Genomic DNA, 18,626 nt, shown 5'->3' on the forward strand with positions numbered 1-18,626 from the left:
GGATCCACTTCGTTTAAATCCGGATAAGAGGCTTGCTCGGCATGAGCCGGGCAAGCCATGCGATCAGCTTCCGAGGATCGCGGCCTTCAGCGTGTTCACGTTGTAACGGAACATATCGATATAGGTAGATGCGGGGCCGTCGTTCTTGGACAAGGCGTCCGAGTACAGCGTGCCACCGATCTTGATGCCGGTTTCTTTCGAGATCTGCTCGATGACCCGCGGATTGGTGATGTTCTCGAGGAAGATTGCCGAAGCCTTGTCGTGCTTCACCTGATCGATCAACTTCGCCACGTCCGCTGCAGAGGCTTCCGCTTCGGTCGAGATGCCCTCAGGCGCGATGAACTTGAGGCCGTATTCATGCTCGAAATAGCCAAAGGCGTCATGGGACGTGATCACCGTGCGCTTTTCAGTCGGAATGGATTCGATTGCGGCCTTCACCTCGGTCTCGAGCTTGCCGAGCTTCGCAACATAGGCCTCGGAATTGGCCGTGTATGTCGCGCACCCCGCCTTGTCGGCTTGGCAGAAGGCATCGGCGATATTCTTCGCGTAGATTTCGGCATTGTGGATCGACTGCCAGGCATGCGGATCGAACTCGCCATGGTGATGATGACCCTCGTGCCCATGATCGTGAGCCTCTTTCTCGTGATCATGTCCAGCTTCGGCCTTCTCCTCGGCCTCGTGACCATGCTCCTCTTCAGCGTTCTTGAGCGGCTCGATCCCCTTGGTCACTTCGACCACCGAGGCTTTCGTGCCGCTGGCTTCGATCAAGCGCGACATGAAGCCCTCGAACTGAAGGCCATTGACGAGAACGACATCGGCTCCTTCCAGAGAAGCAGCATCCGCCGGCCGCGGTTCATAGACATGCGCGTCGCCGTCGGGTCCGACCAAGGTGGAGATTTCCACCCGATCGCCGCCAACGTTTTTGGCGAAGTCGGCGATGATCGAAAAGCTGGCGACCACCTTCAGTTCGGCTGCTGATGCGCTGGAGGCAAAGCCGCCAAGCGTGATGAGGCTGGCAAAGGTGGCAAAGCGTAGGGTGTTGAACATAGAAATCTCCTTGGGTTGATCAGGCTGTTCTGTGGCGGCGGGACGTCAGGACGCTCGGAAGCATTCCTCGCGTCCCGACCAGGGCCGACACGGCGTAGATGATGCCCGCAGTCAGAATGATGGCGGGACCGGACGGCAAAGACGCGTGATAGGACAGCAGCAATCCACTGACCGAAGAGATGGCCGCGATGATGATCGCAATGGCGCACATTGCGCGAACCTCGTTGGTCCAGAAGCGGGATGCGGCGGCCGGCAGCATCATCAGGCCCACAGATAGCAGCGTGCCGAGCGCCTGGAACCCGCCAACGAGGTTGAGGACGACCAGCGTCAGGAAGATGAGGTGAACTGGCGTTCCGATACGGCTGACGGAGCGAAGAAATAGCGGGTCAAGACATTCAGCGACGAGCGCGCGCCAGAAGACCGCCAGCGCCACAAATGTGATGACGGCGACGCCGACAATCAGCGTGAGTGCGGCATCATTGAGAGCCAGCACCGAACCGAAGAGGACGTGCATGAGATCGACGCTCGATCCCTTCCACGACACCAGCAGAACCCCGACCGCAAGCGAGATCAGGTAAAAGGCGGCGAGCGAAGCGTCCTCCTTCTGGACGGTGAAGCGCGAGACAATGCCTGAGCCGAGCGCTACCAGCAGTCCGACGACCAGACCGCCGATCGTCATCGGGACGATCTGAAGCCCGAACAGCACAAAACCTACGGCCGCACCCGGAAGAATGGCATGCGCCATCGCATCCCCGGTCAGGCTCATGCGCCGCAACATCAGAAAGACGCCGACCGGCGCACAGCTGATGGACAACACGAGCGATCCGAAGAGCGCGCGCTGCATGAAGCCATAGCGCAGGAACGGGCCGATCAGATCCTCATACATGGCCGGCAACCTTGTGATGGTGTGGGAGGTGAGTGTGATGTTCGTGGCCTTGAGTGTGGCGCCCCTGCCCTGCATCATCCTCGCACCAGCCGGCCTGTTCGTCCCAGGCCTCCTGAAAGCTGCGCGCCTTGCGCAAGTTCTCAAAGGTCATGACATCAGAGGTGGCACCCCAAGCCACCGGTTTGCGAGCCATCAGCAGCGTCTCGGGAAAATGTTCGCGCACCAGCGCGTGGTCATGCAGCACGCACAGAACCGTGCGACCCTCCGCCACCCAGCCTTTTATAACGAGAATGAGGTCAGCAATGGTGCGTGCATCGACCGCGTTGAACGGTTCGTCCAGCAGGATCAGATCGGCATCCTGAAGCATGGTGCGCGCAAAAAGCGCCCGCTGCATCTGCCCGCCAGACAGGCTGTCGAGGGGGCGTTTCTCAAAACCAGTCAATCCAACCGCGTTCAGGCACGTGGAAAGCCTGATCTTGTCGGCGACCGTGAGGCGCCCAAGCAAGCCGCGCTTCTGCCAGTGACCGAGCGACACGAGATCGATCACGCGGGCCGGAAACGTCCGGTCGAGTTCAGATTGCTGTGCCAGGTAGGCCAGGCGCCGGAAGCCTGGAACGCAGGCACCGCTGATCGGCTTCAAGATCCCGGCGATGCCTTTCAGCAAGGTGGATTTGCCCGACCCGTTGGCGCCAACGATTGCGGTGAGCGAGCCCACCTGAACCTCTCCGCTCAGGTGATGAACGGCGGCGTGGCCCTGGTAGCCAAGCGTAAGGTTCCTGAATTCCAGACAAGTGTTGTTCATCGCGTCCTCGGGGATTGACAGCGACTGGATATGTAATGTTATTACGTTCGTCAATCGAAAACGTAACGTAATAACATTTGCACAAACCGAACCGCGGCAGCCGCTGCCTCACGCTCGTCGTTCAGGAGGACACCATGTCTCAGATCGAACCCACGCCCGTCACGGTGCTGACCGGATATCTCGGTGCCGGGAAAACCACGCTTCTCAACCGCATTCTCACCCAGCCGCACGGCAAGAAATTTGCCGTCATCGTCAACGAGTTCGGCGAGGTCGGCATCGACAACGACCTGATCGTCGAGTCGGACGAGGACGTGTTCGAGATGAATAATGGCTGCATCTGCTGCACTGTGCGAGGAGACTTGATCCGCATCATTGAAGGTCTGATGCGTCGGCCCGGCCGCTTCGACGGCATCCTCATCGAGACGACGGGCCTCGCCGATCCGGCTCCGGTGGCACAGACCTTCTTCGTCGACGAGGATGTCAGATCGAAAACCCGGCTGGATTCGATCATCACCGTTGTCGACGCCAAGCATCTACTTGGCGAGATCGACCGCGCCCATGAGGCGCAGGAACAGCTCGCCTTTGCCGATACGATCATCCTCAACAAGATTGATCTCGTCGATGACGACGACATCGCTGCCGTGGAGCAGCGCATCCGGCGGATCAATCCCACCGCCAGCATCATCAGATCGACCCGTTGCGATATCGATATCGCCAGCCTTCTGGATCGAAAGGCGTTCGACCTCGATCACATTCTGGAGGTCGAGCCGGACTTCCTCGACGAGACCCACGAGCACGAGCATGACGATCATGTCACCAGCTTCTCGCTGGTCGAGCGGGAAGCCATGGATCCGGGCAAGTTCCTCAACTGGCTGCAGACGACGGTGCAGGCATTCGGCATGGATATGCTGCGAATGAAGGGGATCATCTCGTTTGCCGGTGACGACGACCGCTTCGTCGTCCAGGCCGTGCACATGCTGCTGGAAGGCGATCACCAGCGCCCCTGGAAGGAAACCGAAGATCGGGTGACCCGACTGGTGTTCATCGGCCGCGATCTGCCCAAGGACGTCATCAGCGACGGTTTTGCAAAATGCCGTGCGGTTCGACAGGCCGCAGAATAGCCCACCGCGCGGAACAAATCACAACATGAAGGAAGGAACCCGATGAGACTGTCTCTCACCCGAAACCGCTTGCTGGCCGCCGTAGCAGCGAGCCTGGCGTTCGCTGCATCCGGCGCATTCGCCGAGGATCACGAGACCAAGGAGGCCTGGCGCCTATTCGTGGCCGACCATACAAACCCGGTCGTCCGCGTCATCAACTTCGAAGACGGCAAGGAACTTGGGCGTTACGACGTCAAGGGATATGCATCGCTGACGGCGAGTGCCTCCGGTCAGACGGTGTTTGCGGCCCAGACGGAAGCGGATGTCATTCATGCGTTCAAGACCGGCATCAAATTTTCCGACCATGGAGAACACCGCGATCTCGAAGTGTCCGGGCCGGCACTTCTGCCTGTGACATTCGAGGGCAAGCGCCCGGGCCATGTCGTGCCGCATGATGACCATGTCGTCCTGTTCTACGACCGCTCCGACAAGGCCGAAATCGTCGATGAAGCCGACATCCTCGACGGAAAAGTGGAGAAGCGGATCGTCGATACGATCAAGCCACATCACGGCGTGGCGGTGACGATGGGCCGCTACGTGCTCGTCTCGGCCCCGAACACGAAGATCGAAACGAAGTCAGATGAATTGCCGCCGCGCATTGGTCTTCGCGTCGTCGATGAAAAGGGCAGCCAGGTTGGCGAGATGGCCAAGTGCACCGACCTTCATGGGGAAGCCACATCGGCCCGCCTCGTTGCCTTCGGCTGCAAGGAAGGCGTTCTTGTTGCCCGCCCGGGCGGACTTGACGGGCCGAAGCTCACGATGCTGCCATATCCCGCCGATTTCCCGAAGGCCTATACCGGCACGCTTCTTGGCGGCAAGGCGATGCAGTTCTTCCTCGGCAACTATGGCGATGACAAGCTCGTGCTGATCGATGCGGATGCCGAACAGCCTTACAAACTGATCGAGCTGCCGACCCGCCGCGTCGATTTCCAGCTCGATCCGGCAGAACCGCGGAACGCCTACATCCTGACCGAAGACGGTGACCTGCATGTTCTTGATGTCATCAAGGGCGAGATCGTCCGCAAGGCCAAGGTTACCGAGCCCTACAGCAAGGATGGCCACTGGCGCGATCCGCGCCCGCGCCTCGCTGTTGCCGATGGCCACGTCGCCATCACCGATCCCCGCCATTCTCTCGTTCGCGTCGTCGATTCGGACACGCTGAAAGAAACGCGCACCATCGCGGTCGAAGGCCAGCCCTTCTCGATCGTTGCCGTCGGCGGTTCGGGCGCTTCGCACTGATGCGATGAAACCTCTGTCCGGAACTGCAGCGTCGTTCCGGACAGACCCTCAGCACGGCACGTCCCGGAGATCAGCATGTTGCAGGCAGCCCATTCCAACGATGTAAAGTTGACGAGGAACCAGAGCCTCGTGCTCTCCGTGCTGCAATCGTCCGAGCAGCCGCTCAGCGCCTATACCATTTTGGACCGTCTGCGGGATGACGGCTTGAGGGCACCGCTTCAGATCTATCGCGCGCTCGACAAGCTGATGGAGGTTGGCCGCATCCACCGGCTGGAAAGCATGAACGCTTTCGTCGTCTGTTGTCATTCAAAGCATGGGCAGATCCATCCACGGATCACCGCATTCGAGATCTGCGAAGCCTGTGGGAAGGTCAACGAATTCCACGATGCGAAGATCGAGGATGCGCTTGGAAGGCGCGCCAAGGGTAGCGGCTTCAAGATCCGCTCCACCACGATCGAAGTCCACGGACTCTGCGGCGAATGCCACTGAGCTTGAGCCACTGAGCGCGGAACGGCCACCGCGCGTTGCCTGCGCACGCTACTTTATATTTTATAGGATTCTCGCTATGAAAAAGCTCCCTGTCACCGTCCTCTCCGGCTTCCTCGGCGCCGGCAAGACGACCTTGCTCAACCATATTCTCACCAACCGCGACGGCATGCGCGTTGCCCTGATCGTCAACGACATGAGCGAGGTCAATATCGACGCCGCGCTCGTCCGCGACGGCGGAGCCAATCTATCGCGCACCCAGGAACAACTGGTCGAAATGACCAATGGCTGCATCTGTTGCACGCTGCGTGACGACCTGCTGCAGGAAGTGCGGGCATTGGCCGAGCAGGATCGCTTCGACCACCTGCTGATCGAATCCACCGGCATCTCCGAGCCACTCCCCGTCGCCGCGACCTTCGACTTCCGCGACGAGAACGGCCAAAGCCTTGCCGATGTCGCCAGGCTCGACACGATGGTGACGGTCGTTGATGCAGCCAACCTTTTGCAGGACTACAGTTCCTCGGACTTCCTGGCAGACCGCGGCGAGACGGCAGGCGACGGAGATAGCCGCACACTGGTCGACCTTCTGGTCGAACAGATCGAGTTCGCCGATGTCGTGATCCTCAACAAGATCAACACGGCGACGCCGCAACAGCGCGATGCCGCCCGCAAGATTATCGTCGGCCTGAACCCGGACGCCAGGCTCATCGAGGCCGATTTCGGCAAGGTCGACTTGAAGGAGGTTTTGGGTACCGGTCGCTTCGATTTCGCCAAGGCCGAGACGCATCCGCTTTGGTACAAGGAGTTGCACGGCTTCAAGGACCATATTCCCGAAACGGAGGAATACGGTATCCGCTCCTTCGTCTACCGCGCGAAGAAGCCATTCGATCCGACAAAGTTCCAGGCATTCATTGATAGATCGTGGCCGGGCGTGGTTCGTGCCAAGGGCTTCTTCTGGTTGGCCACTCGCCCGCATCATGTCGGCGAGATCAGCCAGGCCGGCTCGCTTGTCCGAACCGGCAAGATGGGCCTCTGGTGGACCTCCGTTCCGAAAGATCAATGGCCGCGCGATCCTGGTTTCCTCAACATGATGAAACCCTATCTCGACCCGGTCTGGGGAGACCGCCGACAGGAAATCGTCTTCATCGGCGCCGATCCGATGGACGAAGCGAAGATTAAGGCCGAACTCGATACCTGCCTGATCGACTGCCCGGTCTTTGCCCCGGATCTCTGGCGCAACTTGCCGGACCCGTTCCCAAGCTGGGATCGCAAGGCTGCTTGAGAACTGCCGATCGGCAGATTGCCAGGCGTCGAGCCCTTGATCGTTGGGCCAGGAGGCTCGACCGGTCGAGCTTCCGCTTCGCTTCCATAGAGCAGGCGCCCGTTACCAAGATCGGGGGGCTCGGCTTCAGCCCCTCGCGATACCAACCAAGGTGCCTCATCGACCGGCGTGGCGGGTATTGCGCACATCCATGAGTGCGGTAACGAATGCCCTGACGAGGCTCGCCTTCTGCATATCCGGTCGAAACAACAGATAGCTCTTGAAATAGACAGAGGGCTCGAACGGCCGAAAAATCAGGCCGCGCTGGGCGAAGCCATCGACAGCGAGTGGATTGACGATCGCCAATCCGACTCCCTCAAGCGCGAGTGCGCAGGCCGTGATGGCGAAAGGGGTTTCGATCACAAGGTTGGGCCTCATTGTGGGGTCGAGGGTATCGTCCCTTTTTTGACCGCCCTGACTTATCCACTTCTTACCCATATTGCTCTGACAGGCGGCATTCGCGGTCTGTTCCCCCGGCCTTCAGCGCCAAAATCTCCTGGCATCGAGAACGTCGTCCAACGCGTCCTGGGCCGAACGGATCAGCTTCGCCTTATCGGCATGAACGATCAGCTCATCCGCTCCGGCGAGACTACGCAAACCTTGCCCCTCCAAGACCTCTGGGCCGGTCGCCAAATCATTCAGAGCACCGAGCTCATCCTGCAGCGCCTCCATAGCGCCGACGAAACGCTTGTACCGCCGCACGCCCCGCTTGTCAGGGAACAGAGAGCGGAAAAATTCGGCTGCATAGCGAAGTTTCTTCGCATCCTTGCGAGCCTCATGACGATGCTCATCATCCACCCCAGACAGATTTTGACCGTGCCTCTTGAGTTTCCTACGCGCTTTGTCGAGCGCCTCGCCGGCAAATGCGATGGCTGGTCGCTCGCGCACGTCGCTCGTTGCGGCATGGATCAAATAGTCGCCACAGTGAAGCCACTCGTTAAAATCTAGCATGAGCGCCCGGGCCCGAGAGCTGTCGAGCGCCTCGATGACATTGCCATATGCGGCGGCTCTTTTTTCCGTCAGTCTGTCGCGTAGTTCGCCTGCCTTGGCTTTCGGCAGAAGGACGTCGAGATTGTGCGCTTCCCCGAGAATGCCAGCCAGCCACCGGAACTCGGCTGAGAGTCTCTTCGCCTCGTCATCCTGCAGCATCGGCTTGAACAGGGTGATGGCCGAGCGGAGCCGCCGGAGCGCGACACGAGCCTGGTGCAGCGATTCCTCATTTTTCCTGCTGCGCAGGATCGTCTCATTCAAACGAAACTGTCGGAAGCACGAAAGGGCGACCGCTTTGAAAGCCTGTAAGGCTGTCTCCCCACGATCCAACTCGATCGGCTCAGCTTTTACGACCGTGTGCTCGGCCTCAAGCAGGCGAAACCCTCTCTCAGCCTTGGAAAGGACCCCGAACCGGACCTGCACGATTTCTTCGATTTTTCGGGCCAGGGAGAAAAGATCCGCCAATTTGCCGTTCTTGAGTTCCAGTTCAAGCTCGAGGATAGGTCCCTCTCGGTCGATAGACCGTACCGATCCCCGGTCGAGCGCGACCTCGATGTTGGAACCGTTCTCCGGGACGTTCCAGATCCGCCGTTCGTTGACGACCTCGAACTTCGGCCGAACATCCTTTGCCTGATCGCCGAACTCGTTGATCAAAGGGCTTGTAAGGTCGATCACCGGGCTGTCTCCGGTGACAGGGGTCTCCCATTCGCTCCGCGCGAAGATCGAAGCGCTCGGACCTGTCGCCTTAACAGTTTGTGTCCTCGCATTGCCGACCTTGCGGATTCGGAGCGTGAAGCCTTCCGCGCGCGCCTGGACGACTGACGGGAAACTCCGTCATCCGTCCCACAAAGGCTTGCGCGAACGCCAGGACAACGCCGACGTCTTCCGGCTCGACTAGCGAAATCCGCGCCATGCGCTAGATTGTCGTCCATTCGAGCTCGAGCGGAGTAGACGGCCTACTATGTGCAATCTTTATCGCATGGAAGACAAGGATTGGGTCGCCAAATGGGCCCAGGACGCCGAAAGCCTGATCAACCTGATGCCCGCCTACCAGATGAACCCCGATCAGATGGGGCCGATCGTCCGCAACACCGCCGATGGAAAAACACAACTGGTCCATGCGCGCTGGGGACTGCCCTCGCCGCGCTTCGCCCTTGAGAAGGCGGCCAAAGCCAAGGCCGAGAAGCTTGCGGCCAAGGGCAAGGCTTTTGATTTCGAAGAACTGATCCGGATGGAGGCCGACCGCGGCACGACCAACGTGCGCAAGCTTAATTTTCCGCACTGGAAGCGATGGTTCGGCGTCGAAAACAGGTCCCGGTCACCAGTTTCGCCGAGCCGGATCCGGCCAGCCAGCAGCAAGGCGGCAACGTGCCGAACGCCTGGTTCGTCCGTGACGCAACCAAACCGCTGATGTTCTTTGCCGGTCTCCATGTGCGGCAATGGCAGAGTGTCCGAAAGGTCAGGGACGGCCTGACCACCGACGATCTTTATGGGTTTTTGACCACGGATCCCAACGACCTGGTGAAGCCGATCCATGACAGGGCAATGCCTGTCCTGTTGCTGACGAAGGAAGAGGCCGACACCTGGATGCGGGCGCCCTGGGAAGAGGCCAAGGAGCTACGGATCCACGATCGTCTCGAAATCCGGAGAGCCGGTGGAACAGGGCAGTCTGCTTTAAGGCCTGAACTCAGAGCTTGAATATATCGGAAAACGAAAAAGCCTGCCGCGGGAGGAGGTGCGGCAGGCTTTTCCAAAAGATTGAACAACGGCTGGGAGGAGGAGTGCCGCTGTTCCGTCAGGCTCCCCGTGGGAGGAGAGTGGGTCGCCTGAAACACGAAGCTCTGCGGGAGGAGGTGCATTGCTTCGTTGACCTGAAGATATCAGAGGCTGCCCCGACCGCCAGCGCTCAGATCGCAGTGCAGCCATGCGCTTGCTGCAATGCAATATAGACCCTGTGCTATTTCGACCGCAACGGTCGAGACGCGGCTTTCGTCGTGCTGGGCTCGAAGCCGAGAACGAATTCGATCACCTTGGTGGAGGACATTTCGCACGGCCTCAGTGTCGGCCCAGGTCCAGCCAATCGATAGAGGTTGAAGCTGACGATATCGCTTCCGCTAAGCTCCTCGCCATAAGCCAGGTCCGTTTGCCATCCTGCGACCGCTTGACGGTCACGCCCCATGGCCGGCCGCTAAAATATCCGTCGACATAACCGTCCGGCAATTTCGCAAGGGCGTCTTCAAACATCGCCTCGGTTGATGGAGGTGTTTTACCGCCGCCGGTTATGGTGCCAGGCATTCATCGCAGATCCCGCAGCCATCGTAGCCCACTTCTTCCGTTCAAAATGCATGCCCGTCGAAGCCTGTGACGCAGTGGCTATCAGAATTTTGAGGAAAAGCTATCATCTGATCTTCACCGTCAACCGGCTGGCTTCCGAGACGTCGTGTCCAGCAAAGCACCTGTGGCGGCACTTGCATAGGTGGGAACCGCGAGAACAAAGTTGCTGTTGAGAAACTGGTCAGCACCTCCGAACTCCGGCAATAGTCGCAGGTCTTCGTCTTTGATTGCAGCGCGGATCGCATCAAAAATCTTCACAGAGTCGACGAAACGATAGGGGCGGTCCTTTAGAGAACCTATTACGGGAGCAATCGCGCCGGGGATGCCCCTGGAGATTTGTAGTTCCGCTACGAAGCGACAAGCTTCCACCAGAGCGGATTCCCGCTCGCGCCAAGTACGCGCGGCCAGAACCTGCTCAAGTAATGGAGCGAGATCGGATGCGCAGGCAAGTCGCGAGAAGGCCGTACCGAACCACTTGGGATAAGGCGCATAGCGGCGTTCGATCAGCATGGCGAGCCGCATGATGTTTCCGACCATCCGCGTCGCGATAACGCGCGAGCCGAGTTCGTCGCCAACGTCCCCTGCCCTGCCGACATAAGCCCGTTCCTCTGCGATACGGCCCCACTGGGCGGCTAACTTGTAGAGCCATATATCGCGAGGGAAGTAGGCAAGCCGGGCACGAAGCGCACTCAATTCGCCGGCATCGTCGTGGAAAACCGCCCCGGCGGTCACCGCCAACAACGTCTGCTCCGAGTAAGATAGCCAGTCCCGCGCGGTAAGCTCCGTGGGAAAAGCCTTCCTAGAAAACGATCGCACCAAGCAGCAATCGTGTAGACTTCAACGCCGTGATCGGAGCCAAGCATACCCTCTTCAGAGTCCCTGGGTGGACGAACATTGGTCGGGTAGTGGACCGCCCATCCTTCAAAGGTGGCTGGCAAAACATTGTCGAGAATGTCCATGATTTGCACGGCCGCCGCGGGAAACCGCTCTTCAGGGAGGATAACCTGCAAACAGGGGCCATAATCGTGATCGGCCGAAATTTCAGTATCATAGCCTAGCACCTCGGAGCCAAGACCGATCCGACATGCCGTATAGGACAGATCAGGAAAATGTTCTTTCAGAATGGGCTCAACAAGGTTTTCATAGAACCGTTGCGACAAACCAAGTCCACGGGACATGCGCTTCACACTCACGCGGCGACTGAGAGAGACGCGGCCTTCCGCTCCACAAGTGCCCAAATGTGGCCGAAGGGATCATAAACCGATGACACTCGCCGACCGAACACGTCCGTCTGTGGTCTGTCCCGGATTACTGCCCCGGCCGTAATGGCCCGCTCTACAGCGCCATCGATATCGCCAACATTTATGCGAAAAACAGTACTGACAGCTCCAGGCTCTTTCGGAAAAAACGGGCCGCCGTAGGAGGGGTGTTGTTCGCGCTTCGGGTTGGACCCCGCCACTGAAACAGGCATCGTTCCAAACCGCATTTCGACGGCCATCACGACGCCGTCCGAGCTGAAGGTATCAACCTGCTGCGCACCAAAGGCCGCTGCATAGAAATCTGCTGCATCCTGCTCCCGTCCATGCTCAACGAGCAAAGAAAATTCGATGCTGATATCGTCGGCCATCCTTAAATCCTCTCTCCATCCGCCTGACTCACTCACCTAGGATACCTCAAAATTAGCCGAAGGCATGGCGTGGCATTTTGTAGACGGCTTGAATGAAGCCATCCGCGTCGGGCTCAGGCAACAACGCAAACCCGCAGTGCCTGCAGCATGCGAGGCTGGCCGCATTGTCGGGCTCTATGCGTCCCTCCAGGATTGGATAGGCTTGCCCTGGGCCTGACAAGAAGGCGGAAAGTACCGCCGCTCCAAATCCCCGGCCCCTCAGATCGGGACACACGGCCAGATCAAGGTAGCCGCGCTCCGCCCCATCCCGGTCAACCTGTACCTCGCCAATCAACTGGTCACCCTGCATGGCGACCCAGCAGCGAGCGGGGTCTCCATTTGTTACATAGGCGAACCATTCATCTGTTGGGAACGACAGCCGACGCGATAGCTCAGCATCCTCGAACCAGGCGCGCAGTGTGGGAAGGTCTCCAATCATGAGCGGGCGAAAACTGATCTGCATACCTGCTCCTAGGATTGCCTGCCGAAAGTTCATTCTACTGAGCGGCAAGGCCGGCTGGCGTGCGGGGTTCGTGATCCTACTCAAACCTCTCCCCGGGGTGGCCGATGCGCCGCGAGGAGCCGTGTCGCCGTGAAATTGAGTTGACGGGCGGCCTGCGCGGCCTCTCGCCTCGCGCGATCAAGGTTTCGCGAGCCCAGTGCCTTCAGCGATCTTCTGAAACATCGCTATCGCGTGCGGCATCGCTTTGGCCGTCGTCCAGCAGGAAACCGTAACAGTTCCCCGCGGCCTGACCATTGTTGCCTGATACTGTCTTCGCTCGGATAATTGCCGATCGAAGAAACTCGGAGTGGTGATGGTGGCGATCCCTCTCACACCATCGTGGTCAAAAACTGTGGTGCTTTCGACCTTCCCGAAAAGGGACGGGTCCCGCCTCGCCGCCGCGGTGATTTTCTTGAGGATGACATCATCGGCATTCAGTTGACTTTGCGTCATGTCGCGTTCTGAGGGGCGAGCATCGAAGCCGATGGTGCAGATCGTTCCATTCGCCTCGGTCGATGAGGGTTCATTGGTCCTGCTCCTGACGTCGATGTAAATCTCCGTGTCATTTGAGCGCCGGGTCTGAGATATTTCAAAGGGTTGAGGCAGCTTCAGCCTGAACCCCAAGGCCTGATAGACCGTCTCGCCCTCGCTCGTGGTATCAGGTCGCGGTCGTTCCCCCAGGTCGATTTCGATCGAAAGGATAAGCTCCTCCTGTTTCCCCTTCATATCGCGGGAGAACGGCGGCAGACGACCGGTGCGTTTTACCATCCGAAGCGCGGCCTCATCGATCGACTTATGGCCGGATGACCGGATGACCGTCACTTTTGCGATCGTGCCGTTCCTGCGCACGATAAGCTTCAGTTCAGGATGCCGGGTGCCCGTCAAACCGGAACCGACTGCGACCGCAAGATTCTCGACAAGCCGCTTTTTGACTTCGGAAGCCCACTCCGTTTTCGTGGCGGGCCGCTTCTCGTCAGCGCGGAGTATGGATGCCATACCGAAAACGCTCAGAAACAAGCAGCCGAAAAGGATCCATCTCATCGTATTAGCCTTGCCTTTTAAGGTGGTCGGCAGACAGCGGTGACGATTTTAAGGTTGGCGTATCCTAGGACATACGCAAGATCTTGCCCTGCTTGGAGGACCGCCTTAAAGCGGGCAGCAACCCGGACCGCCGGGCAAATGACCTTACCAACCGTCGCCGCGCTCAATCGCCTCGATGAACTCCTCGAAAGAGCGGCCGAGAACACGCACTTCATTCAGCCAGTTTCCGGCAAAGACGAAGGGAATGGAAATATAGTCGCCCTTGACGAAGCCATAGGCGGTCGGGCCGCCATTCGAACCGATCAGCAGTTGGTCGTCGCGGAATTCGAAGATCTCGTAGCCGTCAGCCCCAGAGAGTTCCGCCGCACTCCACAGGACCAGATAACCTTGGCCGACCTCGCCGTTGAAGCCGTTGGAGGCGGCAAGGAGGGCCTTGGTCTCCGCCGGCAGGATAATCTTCAGTTTCGCCTCGCAGGCCGCGATTTCAGCCGGGCTTGCGCCCGGCAACTGGCAGCCATCTTCAAATTTCTCCAGCATCAGCAGGCCCATTCGAGCTTCATCTCCTTGAGGTCGATCTGGGCGACACCGTCGCCGAAATTGAAGCCGCCGAAGATCTCCGAGATCTCGATGTAGAAGGGCGAGAAATCGGGATAACCCTGCATGGGAAACATCGTGCCGCCGAGATGGGCGTGCCAGTCCTGAAAGCGCTCCAGCCCCAATGCCTGGCCCTCTTCCGAATAGGCGGCGATATAGCCGCTGAACTCGTTTTCGTGCCTGAACTCGCGCGCCGGCTTGCCGACATTCGGGTCGCCCTCGCGCAAGGTGATCTCGATCGGCCAACCGTAGTCGAGTGCTTCTGTTCCCGGCAGGTTCTTCCAGCCCCTCGCAGGCCGGGCTGCTGCCAGAAGTTCCTTGACGGCCAGTCCGCCGGGCGAAAAGACGCTTTTCGCCTGCTGCTCGGCCGCCGTTCTCGGTAGGTTGAATTCGCCGAAATAATCGAGCGGCGATTTCGAGAGCCAGCCGGGAACAGGAGCGCCCTCGATGGCCGGCGGTGCGCCGAGCGGTGCTGCAAACTCCTCTTCCGTCAGCCAGAAGAGAACGTAGTCGTTGTCCATGAATTCCATGTCGAAGCGGCGCGGATCGACCCGGCGCGCGCCTCCGGTGTCCACATTCCTGCTTGCCGGCGGCGTTTCCCATTGTTCGTCGACAAAGAGCGAGATCGCCACATACTCATCGCCGAGCGTGCGGTATTGCGGCGGCAGTTTCACCGTGAAGGCGTGGCGAAGCGGCATTCCGTTGGTAGTGCTGACCGGCCATCTCCCGGCATCGATGCCTGGCGGGCGGCCGTAGCACCAGCCGCTATCGGGACGGCGGGCGAGATCGACAGGATCGATCATCGTCAGGTCATAGGCCTCGGTGAGGGTGGGATCGGTATATTTATAGGGCCGCTCCGGATAGACCGCCCTCGGATCCGTCAGACTGATGATCCTGACGACATCCTCCCTGATGCCGACGCCGAGCGTGAGCGTTTCCGACAGGTCCGTCTTCAGCATGGTCCAGCCATATTTCTCCCGCTCGTCCGAGATGCGCTCGACACTGGGATAAAGCCGATACAGCTCTTCGGCCGGCATTCCCATTCTGACGCCATGGATAGGGGGAAGTTCGAAGGGGGCGCGAAAATGAACCTCGCCGAGCCTGCCATCGGCGGTAATGCGCGTGCCGAATTCCTCGATATGCAGATGGCCTTCCGCCTGTAGGCTCGGCTCCTTCCAGTTCGTCCCCAAAGCCGCCTTCAGCTCCTCCACAGATACACCCGGCTGCATCGGAGCCAATCTCGCATTGTCTATCGGCATGCGCGTCCTCTCTCGCTGACCGTCCCGCGCAAGAGATAGGACGGGTTGGAGACAGGGCAATGACGTAGCGGGAGGTTGGAGGCTCAGCGTGGCCGGGAAGGCGCCCAATCGTTCACGGCGAAGGACCCCGCATTCTTACGATGGAGTGCAAAGCGACACTTACCTACCTTGCCTACGTTGCAATCGACAGCGAACAGGGTCTTAGACGTGCGTCTGTCGGCGGGAGCGCGACGTAAATGCCGACGGAGCCGCGGACTTTATCCCATAAACTCGCCCGAGGGCGTGCGGGAAGATCGTCTTGCAGGCCCCTTTCGGCATTTAAGCTGCGGCTCCTGACTGTCCCTTCTGAACTACCAGTTACGGTCCAGTAGTTGTAGATTTTGAGAATGTCGCCATTTTCTCAACCGCTGGCATCTGAAACACATTGACATGATTATTTTAGTCGTATTATCTCCCCTCTAGGGTGCACTCCACAGAGAGAGCAACCGCCTATAGGCATATGTTTAAGTCATTGGAGAATGACGCCGATGGCCGCGTGGCCAACGGCCCATGCTGGGAGATCCAACATGCCCGACAATAAGGCATTCGAAACGCCCGAACAGGTTGCGACCACCGCGACCGAAGGCACAGAAATGGCACAGTCAAAGACTGACAAGGCGGATGCTGACGCCTTGGAAGCCGCACTCGCCGATCTCGACGATCTCGATTTTGACCTTGAGGATCTTGAGGACAAAATCGCACCCCTTGCGTTGTGAGCGGATTTCTGGCGCGCGAGTAGCGCGGGTTCCATTCCGGTGCGAAGCGCCGAGCTAGCAAGGACAGTTCCATTGCAAATTGTCATCATCGCCGGGAGCCAGCGCCCCGGCTCACAGAGTCGTCGGCTCGCCGAACAGATACAGGGGCGGTCTGCGTCGAGGCGACCCGACGTCGAAGCTCGAATAGTATCGCTCGTCGACGCGAAGGTGCCGATGTGGGATCCCGAATTCATGAGCGACTCCGATCTCTGGCGGGATTCATTCGGGGGAATCGAGCGTAAGTTCCGGTCGGCCTCCGGCTTCATCTTCGTGGTCCCAGAATATGGCGGCATGGCACCGCCGATCCTTAAGAATCTCTTCCTACTCGACCGGAACCACATCTTCGCTCACAAACCTGCGCTCATCGTTGCCATTTCCGAGGGGCTTGGGGGAGCTTACCCGATCGCAGAGCTGCGGATGTCGAGTTATAAGAACACACGCATCTGCTGGATTCCGCACCACGTGATCGTGCGGCGCGTCAGTCAGTTCACCGCCGCGACCGACGAAGCCCCTAAGGCGAATTTGCCGCAGGCCTGGACCCGCATCGATCATGCCTGCGACGTCCTGTTTGCCTATTCGACCGCCCTGCAGGGCATGCGAAGCAGCGCTAATGTCGATCTTTCCCTTTTTCCGAACGGTATGTGACAGGGCAATGATGTCCGAGGAGTGAACACGCATGTTGGCTGCGTCTACCAAACCCATCGCCTCGGAAGCGGTATTGTCTGCCTCGGCGAAGAAAGCTGCGCCAATAGCGGAGCTGCATTGGGACCTGACCAACATTCATCCTGACGTCACCGCGCCGAGTTTCACGGCAGCCCTGATACGGGTTCACGCCGAAGTTAGGGAGCTCGTCGGACGGGCTGCCATCGTGGCGGAAACCGAGTCCGGGGAGCTTCCAGCCGCTATTTGCACCTTTGATCGAGCATGGTGTGAGTGCCGCGATACGATCCAAGAGCTTTATGTCTTCTGCGACGCGCTGCGGATTTGCGGTGACGACAGACGCGTGGTGGCGCGGGCGCGGAAATCCACAATCAGCCTAGCCGTTCTCAATCAGCGTGCACCACGACCAATCCTCACTCGGCTCTCTGAAGAAACAGCGCAACTCCGCGATACCGTTCTTAATCACCTGCCCTCCGTTGCCGGTCGGAATCGCTTCGCGGGCTGGATTGTGGAGGCGCTGGCACCTCCACAATTCGACGGTACAACGGAAGACGACGGCCAATTCCAGCGGGCATACACGACACTCCTCGACGACCTGACCATTGAGGTCGTCAATGCCGAAGGGCAGCTAGTCGGTACTCTGCCTGCGCGTCTCGCCAATCGTACTCTTTGGAGCGCAGAACCGGAGAACCGCCAGACGCTTGCGCACGCAATCCAGGCTGCTTGGGCTCCTCATCAGGAACTCGTTTCAGCGGTGCTTCACCGCAAGGCACGGCCGAGCTTAGGCGCACATGCGTTCGCCGACGCACTCCGGGAGGATGGACTCTCACCACAAACTGCGCATGCCGTGATGGAGGTTCTTGGCGAGGGACGCGAAACTGGACAAGGCGGGCTTGCAGTGCAAGCAGGCTTGGCTGGAAAGAAATCCCTCGCGCTCTGGGACATCGCCGCCTTCCATCCACCTGCGGGGCGGATTGCTCTCGATAAAGCAATTGAAGACGTCTCGCGTGCCTTCGAGACGATTGATCCGGACATGCGCGCCTTCTTCGAGACAGCTGTCACACGTGGCTGGATCGACGCTCGACCCTCTGCACCGGGGCGAGTCACGACCGATCTTCAAACTGCAATATCGCGCAGGGGCCAGCCGCTCGTTTTCATCAACTACGACGATTTGCCGCGCAACGCGATCCGGCTCGCTCACGAATGCGCGCACGCCTATCATTTTCACGCCGTGCGCGCGATGCCGGCCGAGCGACACGCAATCGCCTCCCCCCTAGCGGAAACGGTCAGTGCCATCGCCGAGCAGGCGCTTCGCGACGTCTGGGCCAAAGACGGAAAGCAAGATGTCGTCGCGGCCCACCGCTTCGCCTGGACAGAGGCAGAAAGTCTGGCCACCAATCTTATTCAGCTACCCATGAATGCGGCATTAGAGCTTAGCCTCGCACGTGCTCAGACGGCGCCGGCGCCAAGGGAACTTCAGAAGATTGCTCACGATTTGGCTCGCTTTTGGCAAGGCGGGGCGATCCGGCCCTGGGACGATCTCGCGTGGAGCTGTGCGCCGATCCTCTCCACCGCAAGGAGATTTCACGGAATGCCGTACGTGATAGGCTTCCTCACTGCGCAGCCGTTGCTGAGCGCGCGCGATACAGACGCCAACAGCTTTCCCAAACGCTTTCAAACCCTACTGTCGGACATGGCGACCGCAAGCACAGAGGACGTTCTTGGCGACGTCCTTAGTGGCCCGGCACACGCTCCCGAGCAATGGCGCGCCGCATTGGCCCACGCACAGCACCGCCTCGAACGGCTGAAGGCCTACATCGCTGGTAGAGGGCTTGCCGGATGACG

19 protein-coding genes and 3 pseudogenes are annotated in these 18,626 nt (G+C 59.4%); 9 read left to right on the forward strand and 13 right to left on the reverse strand.

Features of this window, described 5'->3' with window-relative positions:
- Positions 1 to 63: 63 nt before the first annotated feature.
- From aztC to aztA, 3 genes are read right to left on the reverse strand one after another with little or no spacing between them, the layout of a single operon-like run.
- Positions 64 to 1,047, reverse strand: a complete 984-nt coding sequence (gene aztC, locus B5P46_RS01520) for a zinc ABC transporter substrate-binding protein AztC (RefSeq protein ID WP_129417148.1) — start codon at positions 1,045 to 1,047, stop codon at positions 64 to 66.
- Between the two features lie 19 nt (positions 1,048 to 1,066).
- Complete coding sequence (aztB, locus tag B5P46_RS01525; RefSeq protein WP_129417149.1) at positions 1,067 to 1,933, reverse strand: zinc ABC transporter permease AztB; 867 nt, start codon at positions 1,931 to 1,933, stop codon at positions 1,067 to 1,069.
- Entirely contained in the window at positions 1,926 to 2,735 is an 810-nt protein-coding gene (aztA, locus tag B5P46_RS01530) for a zinc ABC transporter ATP-binding protein AztA (RefSeq protein ID WP_129417150.1), read from the reverse strand. Before aztA ends, aztB begins: the two co-directional genes overlap by 8 nt.
- A 134-nt stretch (positions 2,736 to 2,869) precedes the next feature.
- Between aztA and B5P46_RS01535 the strand changes: the two genes are divergently transcribed.
- From B5P46_RS01535 to zigA, 4 genes are all read left to right on the forward strand, one after another.
- Positions 2,870 to 3,856, forward strand: coding sequence for a CobW family GTP-binding protein (locus B5P46_RS01535; RefSeq protein ID WP_129417151.1), 987 nt, complete (start codon positions 2,870 to 2,872; stop codon positions 3,854 to 3,856).
- A 42-nt stretch (positions 3,857 to 3,898) separates the two neighbouring features.
- Positions 3,899 to 5,134, forward strand: a complete 1,236-nt coding sequence (gene aztD / locus B5P46_RS01540; protein ID WP_129417152.1) for a zinc metallochaperone AztD — start codon at positions 3,899 to 3,901, stop codon at positions 5,132 to 5,134.
- A 75-nt stretch (positions 5,135 to 5,209) separates the two neighbouring features.
- On the forward strand, positions 5,210 to 5,623 hold the full coding sequence (locus B5P46_RS01545; RefSeq protein ID WP_129417153.1) for a Fur family transcriptional regulator: 414 nt from the start codon (positions 5,210 to 5,212) through the stop codon (positions 5,621 to 5,623).
- A gap of 76 nt (positions 5,624 to 5,699) precedes the next feature.
- Positions 5,700 to 6,902, forward strand: coding sequence for a zinc metallochaperone GTPase ZigA (zigA, locus tag B5P46_RS01550; protein WP_129417154.1), 1,203 nt, complete (start codon positions 5,700 to 5,702; stop codon positions 6,900 to 6,902).
- A 156-nt stretch (positions 6,903 to 7,058) separates the two neighbouring features.
- On the opposite strand, the gene B5P46_RS01555 is transcribed toward zigA, so the two are convergent.
- Entirely contained in the window at positions 7,059 to 7,379 is a 321-nt protein-coding gene (locus tag B5P46_RS01555) for a LysR substrate-binding domain-containing protein (RefSeq protein WP_245456086.1), read from the reverse strand.
- Positions 7,380 to 7,421: 42 nt separating this feature from the next.
- Entirely contained in the window at positions 7,422 to 8,714 is a 1,293-nt protein-coding gene (locus tag B5P46_RS01560) for a CHAD domain-containing protein (protein WP_245456098.1), read from the reverse strand.
- 22 nt (positions 8,715 to 8,736) lie between these two features.
- Between B5P46_RS01560 and B5P46_RS35460 the strand changes: the two are divergent.
- Positions 8,737 to 8,829 (forward strand): annotated as a pseudogene (locus tag B5P46_RS35460) (non-homologous end-joining DNA ligase); the annotation flags it as partial.
- A 63-nt stretch (positions 8,830 to 8,892) separates the two neighbouring features.
- Positions 8,893 to 9,609 (forward strand): annotated as a pseudogene (locus B5P46_RS01570) (SOS response-associated peptidase family protein).
- A gap of 279 nt (positions 9,610 to 9,888) precedes the next feature.
- Here the strand turns inward: B5P46_RS01570 and B5P46_RS34770 are convergent.
- The 8 genes and pseudogenes from B5P46_RS34770 to B5P46_RS01605 all read right to left on the reverse strand — a co-directional run bounded on the left by B5P46_RS34770 (position 9,889) and on the right by B5P46_RS01605 (position 15,327).
- Positions 9,889 to 10,226: pseudogene (locus tag B5P46_RS34770) on the reverse strand (hypothetical protein).
- Between the two features lie 120 nt (positions 10,227 to 10,346).
- Positions 10,347 to 10,997 (reverse strand): DUF4037 domain-containing protein, encoded by a 651-nt coding sequence (locus tag B5P46_RS01580; RefSeq protein ID WP_245456099.1) that lies wholly within the window; start codon positions 10,995 to 10,997, stop codon positions 10,347 to 10,349.
- Complete coding sequence (locus B5P46_RS34205) at positions 10,994 to 11,443, reverse strand: hypothetical protein (RefSeq protein ID WP_164986422.1); 450 nt, start codon at positions 11,441 to 11,443, stop codon at positions 10,994 to 10,996. Before B5P46_RS34205 ends, B5P46_RS01580 begins: the two co-directional genes overlap by 4 nt.
- A gap of 11 nt (positions 11,444 to 11,454) precedes the next feature.
- Positions 11,455 to 11,892 carry a VOC family protein gene (locus B5P46_RS01585; RefSeq protein ID WP_129417158.1) on the reverse strand — a complete coding sequence of 146 codons (438 nt, stop codon included), beginning with the start codon at positions 11,890 to 11,892 and terminating at the stop codon, positions 11,455 to 11,457.
- A 52-nt stretch (positions 11,893 to 11,944) separates the two neighbouring features.
- The gene (locus tag B5P46_RS01590; RefSeq protein WP_164986423.1) at positions 11,945 to 12,394 is read right to left on the reverse strand and encodes a GNAT family N-acetyltransferase; all 450 of its coding nucleotides are present in this window, start codon (positions 12,392 to 12,394) and stop codon (positions 11,945 to 11,947) included.
- A gap of 177 nt (positions 12,395 to 12,571) precedes the next feature.
- Positions 12,572 to 13,474 (reverse strand): TonB family protein, encoded by a 903-nt coding sequence (locus B5P46_RS01595; RefSeq protein ID WP_129417160.1) that lies wholly within the window; start codon positions 13,472 to 13,474, stop codon positions 12,572 to 12,574.
- 144 nt (positions 13,475 to 13,618) lie between these two features.
- Entirely contained in the window at positions 13,619 to 14,023 is a 405-nt protein-coding gene (locus B5P46_RS01600; protein WP_129417161.1) for an SMI1/KNR4 family protein, read from the reverse strand.
- Positions 14,011 to 15,327 (reverse strand): DUF7256 domain-containing protein, encoded by a 1,317-nt coding sequence (locus B5P46_RS01605; RefSeq protein ID WP_129417162.1) that lies wholly within the window; start codon positions 15,325 to 15,327, stop codon positions 14,011 to 14,013. Before B5P46_RS01605 ends, B5P46_RS01600 begins: the two co-directional genes overlap by 13 nt.
- A 566-nt stretch (positions 15,328 to 15,893) precedes the next feature.
- On the opposite strand from B5P46_RS01605, the gene B5P46_RS01610 reads away from it, so the two are divergent.
- From B5P46_RS01610 to B5P46_RS01620, 3 genes are all read left to right on the forward strand, one after another.
- Complete coding sequence (locus B5P46_RS01610) at positions 15,894 to 16,082, forward strand: ammosamide/lymphostin RiPP family protein (protein ID WP_206735297.1); 189 nt, start codon at positions 15,894 to 15,896, stop codon at positions 16,080 to 16,082.
- Between the two features lie 72 nt (positions 16,083 to 16,154).
- Positions 16,155 to 16,766, forward strand: a complete 612-nt coding sequence (locus tag B5P46_RS01615) for an NADPH-dependent FMN reductase (RefSeq protein ID WP_164986424.1) — start codon at positions 16,155 to 16,157, stop codon at positions 16,764 to 16,766.
- 31 nt (positions 16,767 to 16,797) lie between these two features.
- Positions 16,798 to 18,624, forward strand: a complete 1,827-nt coding sequence (locus B5P46_RS01620; protein ID WP_129417164.1) for a hypothetical protein — start codon at positions 16,798 to 16,800, stop codon at positions 18,622 to 18,624.
- Positions 18,625 to 18,626: the final 2 nt, after the last annotated feature.

This window comes from Rhizobium leguminosarum (assembly GCF_004123835.1).
Taxonomy (GTDB): Bacteria; Pseudomonadota; Alphaproteobacteria; order Rhizobiales; family Rhizobiaceae; genus Rhizobium; species Rhizobium leguminosarum_M.

Coding starts and splice junctions, on each gene's coding strand:
- B5P46_RS01555 (WP_245456086.1), bottom strand. CDS start 7,379: ATGGGTAAGAAGTGGATAAGTCAGGGCGGTCAAAAAAGGGACGATACC.
- B5P46_RS01545 (WP_129417153.1), top strand. CDS start 5,210: ATGTTGCAGGCAGCCCATTCCAACGATGTAAAGTTGACGAGGAACCAG.
- B5P46_RS01610 (WP_206735297.1), top strand. CDS start 15,894: ATGCCCGACAATAAGGCATTCGAAACGCCCGAACAGGTTGCGACCACC.
- B5P46_RS01605 (WP_129417162.1), bottom strand. CDS start 15,327: ATGCCGATAGACAATGCGAGATTGGCTCCGATGCAGCCGGGTGTATCT.
- B5P46_RS01600 (WP_129417161.1), bottom strand. CDS start 14,023: ATGGGCCTGCTGATGCTGGAGAAATTTGAAGATGGCTGCCAGTTGCCG.
- B5P46_RS01590 (WP_164986423.1), bottom strand. CDS start 12,394: ATGCAGATCAGTTTTCGCCCGCTCATGATTGGAGACCTTCCCACACTG.
- aztA (WP_129417150.1), bottom strand. CDS start 2,735: ATGAACAACACTTGTCTGGAATTCAGGAACCTTACGCTTGGCTACCAG.
- zigA (WP_129417154.1), top strand. CDS start 5,700: ATGAAAAAGCTCCCTGTCACCGTCCTCTCCGGCTTCCTCGGCGCCGGC.
- B5P46_RS01585 (WP_129417158.1), bottom strand. CDS start 11,892: ATGGCCGACGATATCAGCATCGAATTTTCTTTGCTCGTTGAGCATGGA.
- B5P46_RS34205 (WP_164986422.1), bottom strand. CDS start 11,443: ATGTCCCGTGGACTTGGTTTGTCGCAACGGTTCTATGAAAACCTTGTT.
- aztD (WP_129417152.1), top strand. CDS start 3,899: ATGAGACTGTCTCTCACCCGAAACCGCTTGCTGGCCGCCGTAGCAGCG.
- B5P46_RS01620 (WP_129417164.1), top strand. CDS start 16,798: ATGTTGGCTGCGTCTACCAAACCCATCGCCTCGGAAGCGGTATTGTCT.
- aztB (WP_129417149.1), bottom strand. CDS start 1,933: ATGTATGAGGATCTGATCGGCCCGTTCCTGCGCTATGGCTTCATGCAG.
- B5P46_RS01535 (WP_129417151.1), top strand. CDS start 2,870: ATGTCTCAGATCGAACCCACGCCCGTCACGGTGCTGACCGGATATCTC.
- aztC (WP_129417148.1), bottom strand. CDS start 1,047: ATGTTCAACACCCTACGCTTTGCCACCTTTGCCAGCCTCATCACGCTT.
- B5P46_RS01595 (WP_129417160.1), bottom strand. CDS start 13,474: ATGAGATGGATCCTTTTCGGCTGCTTGTTTCTGAGCGTTTTCGGTATG.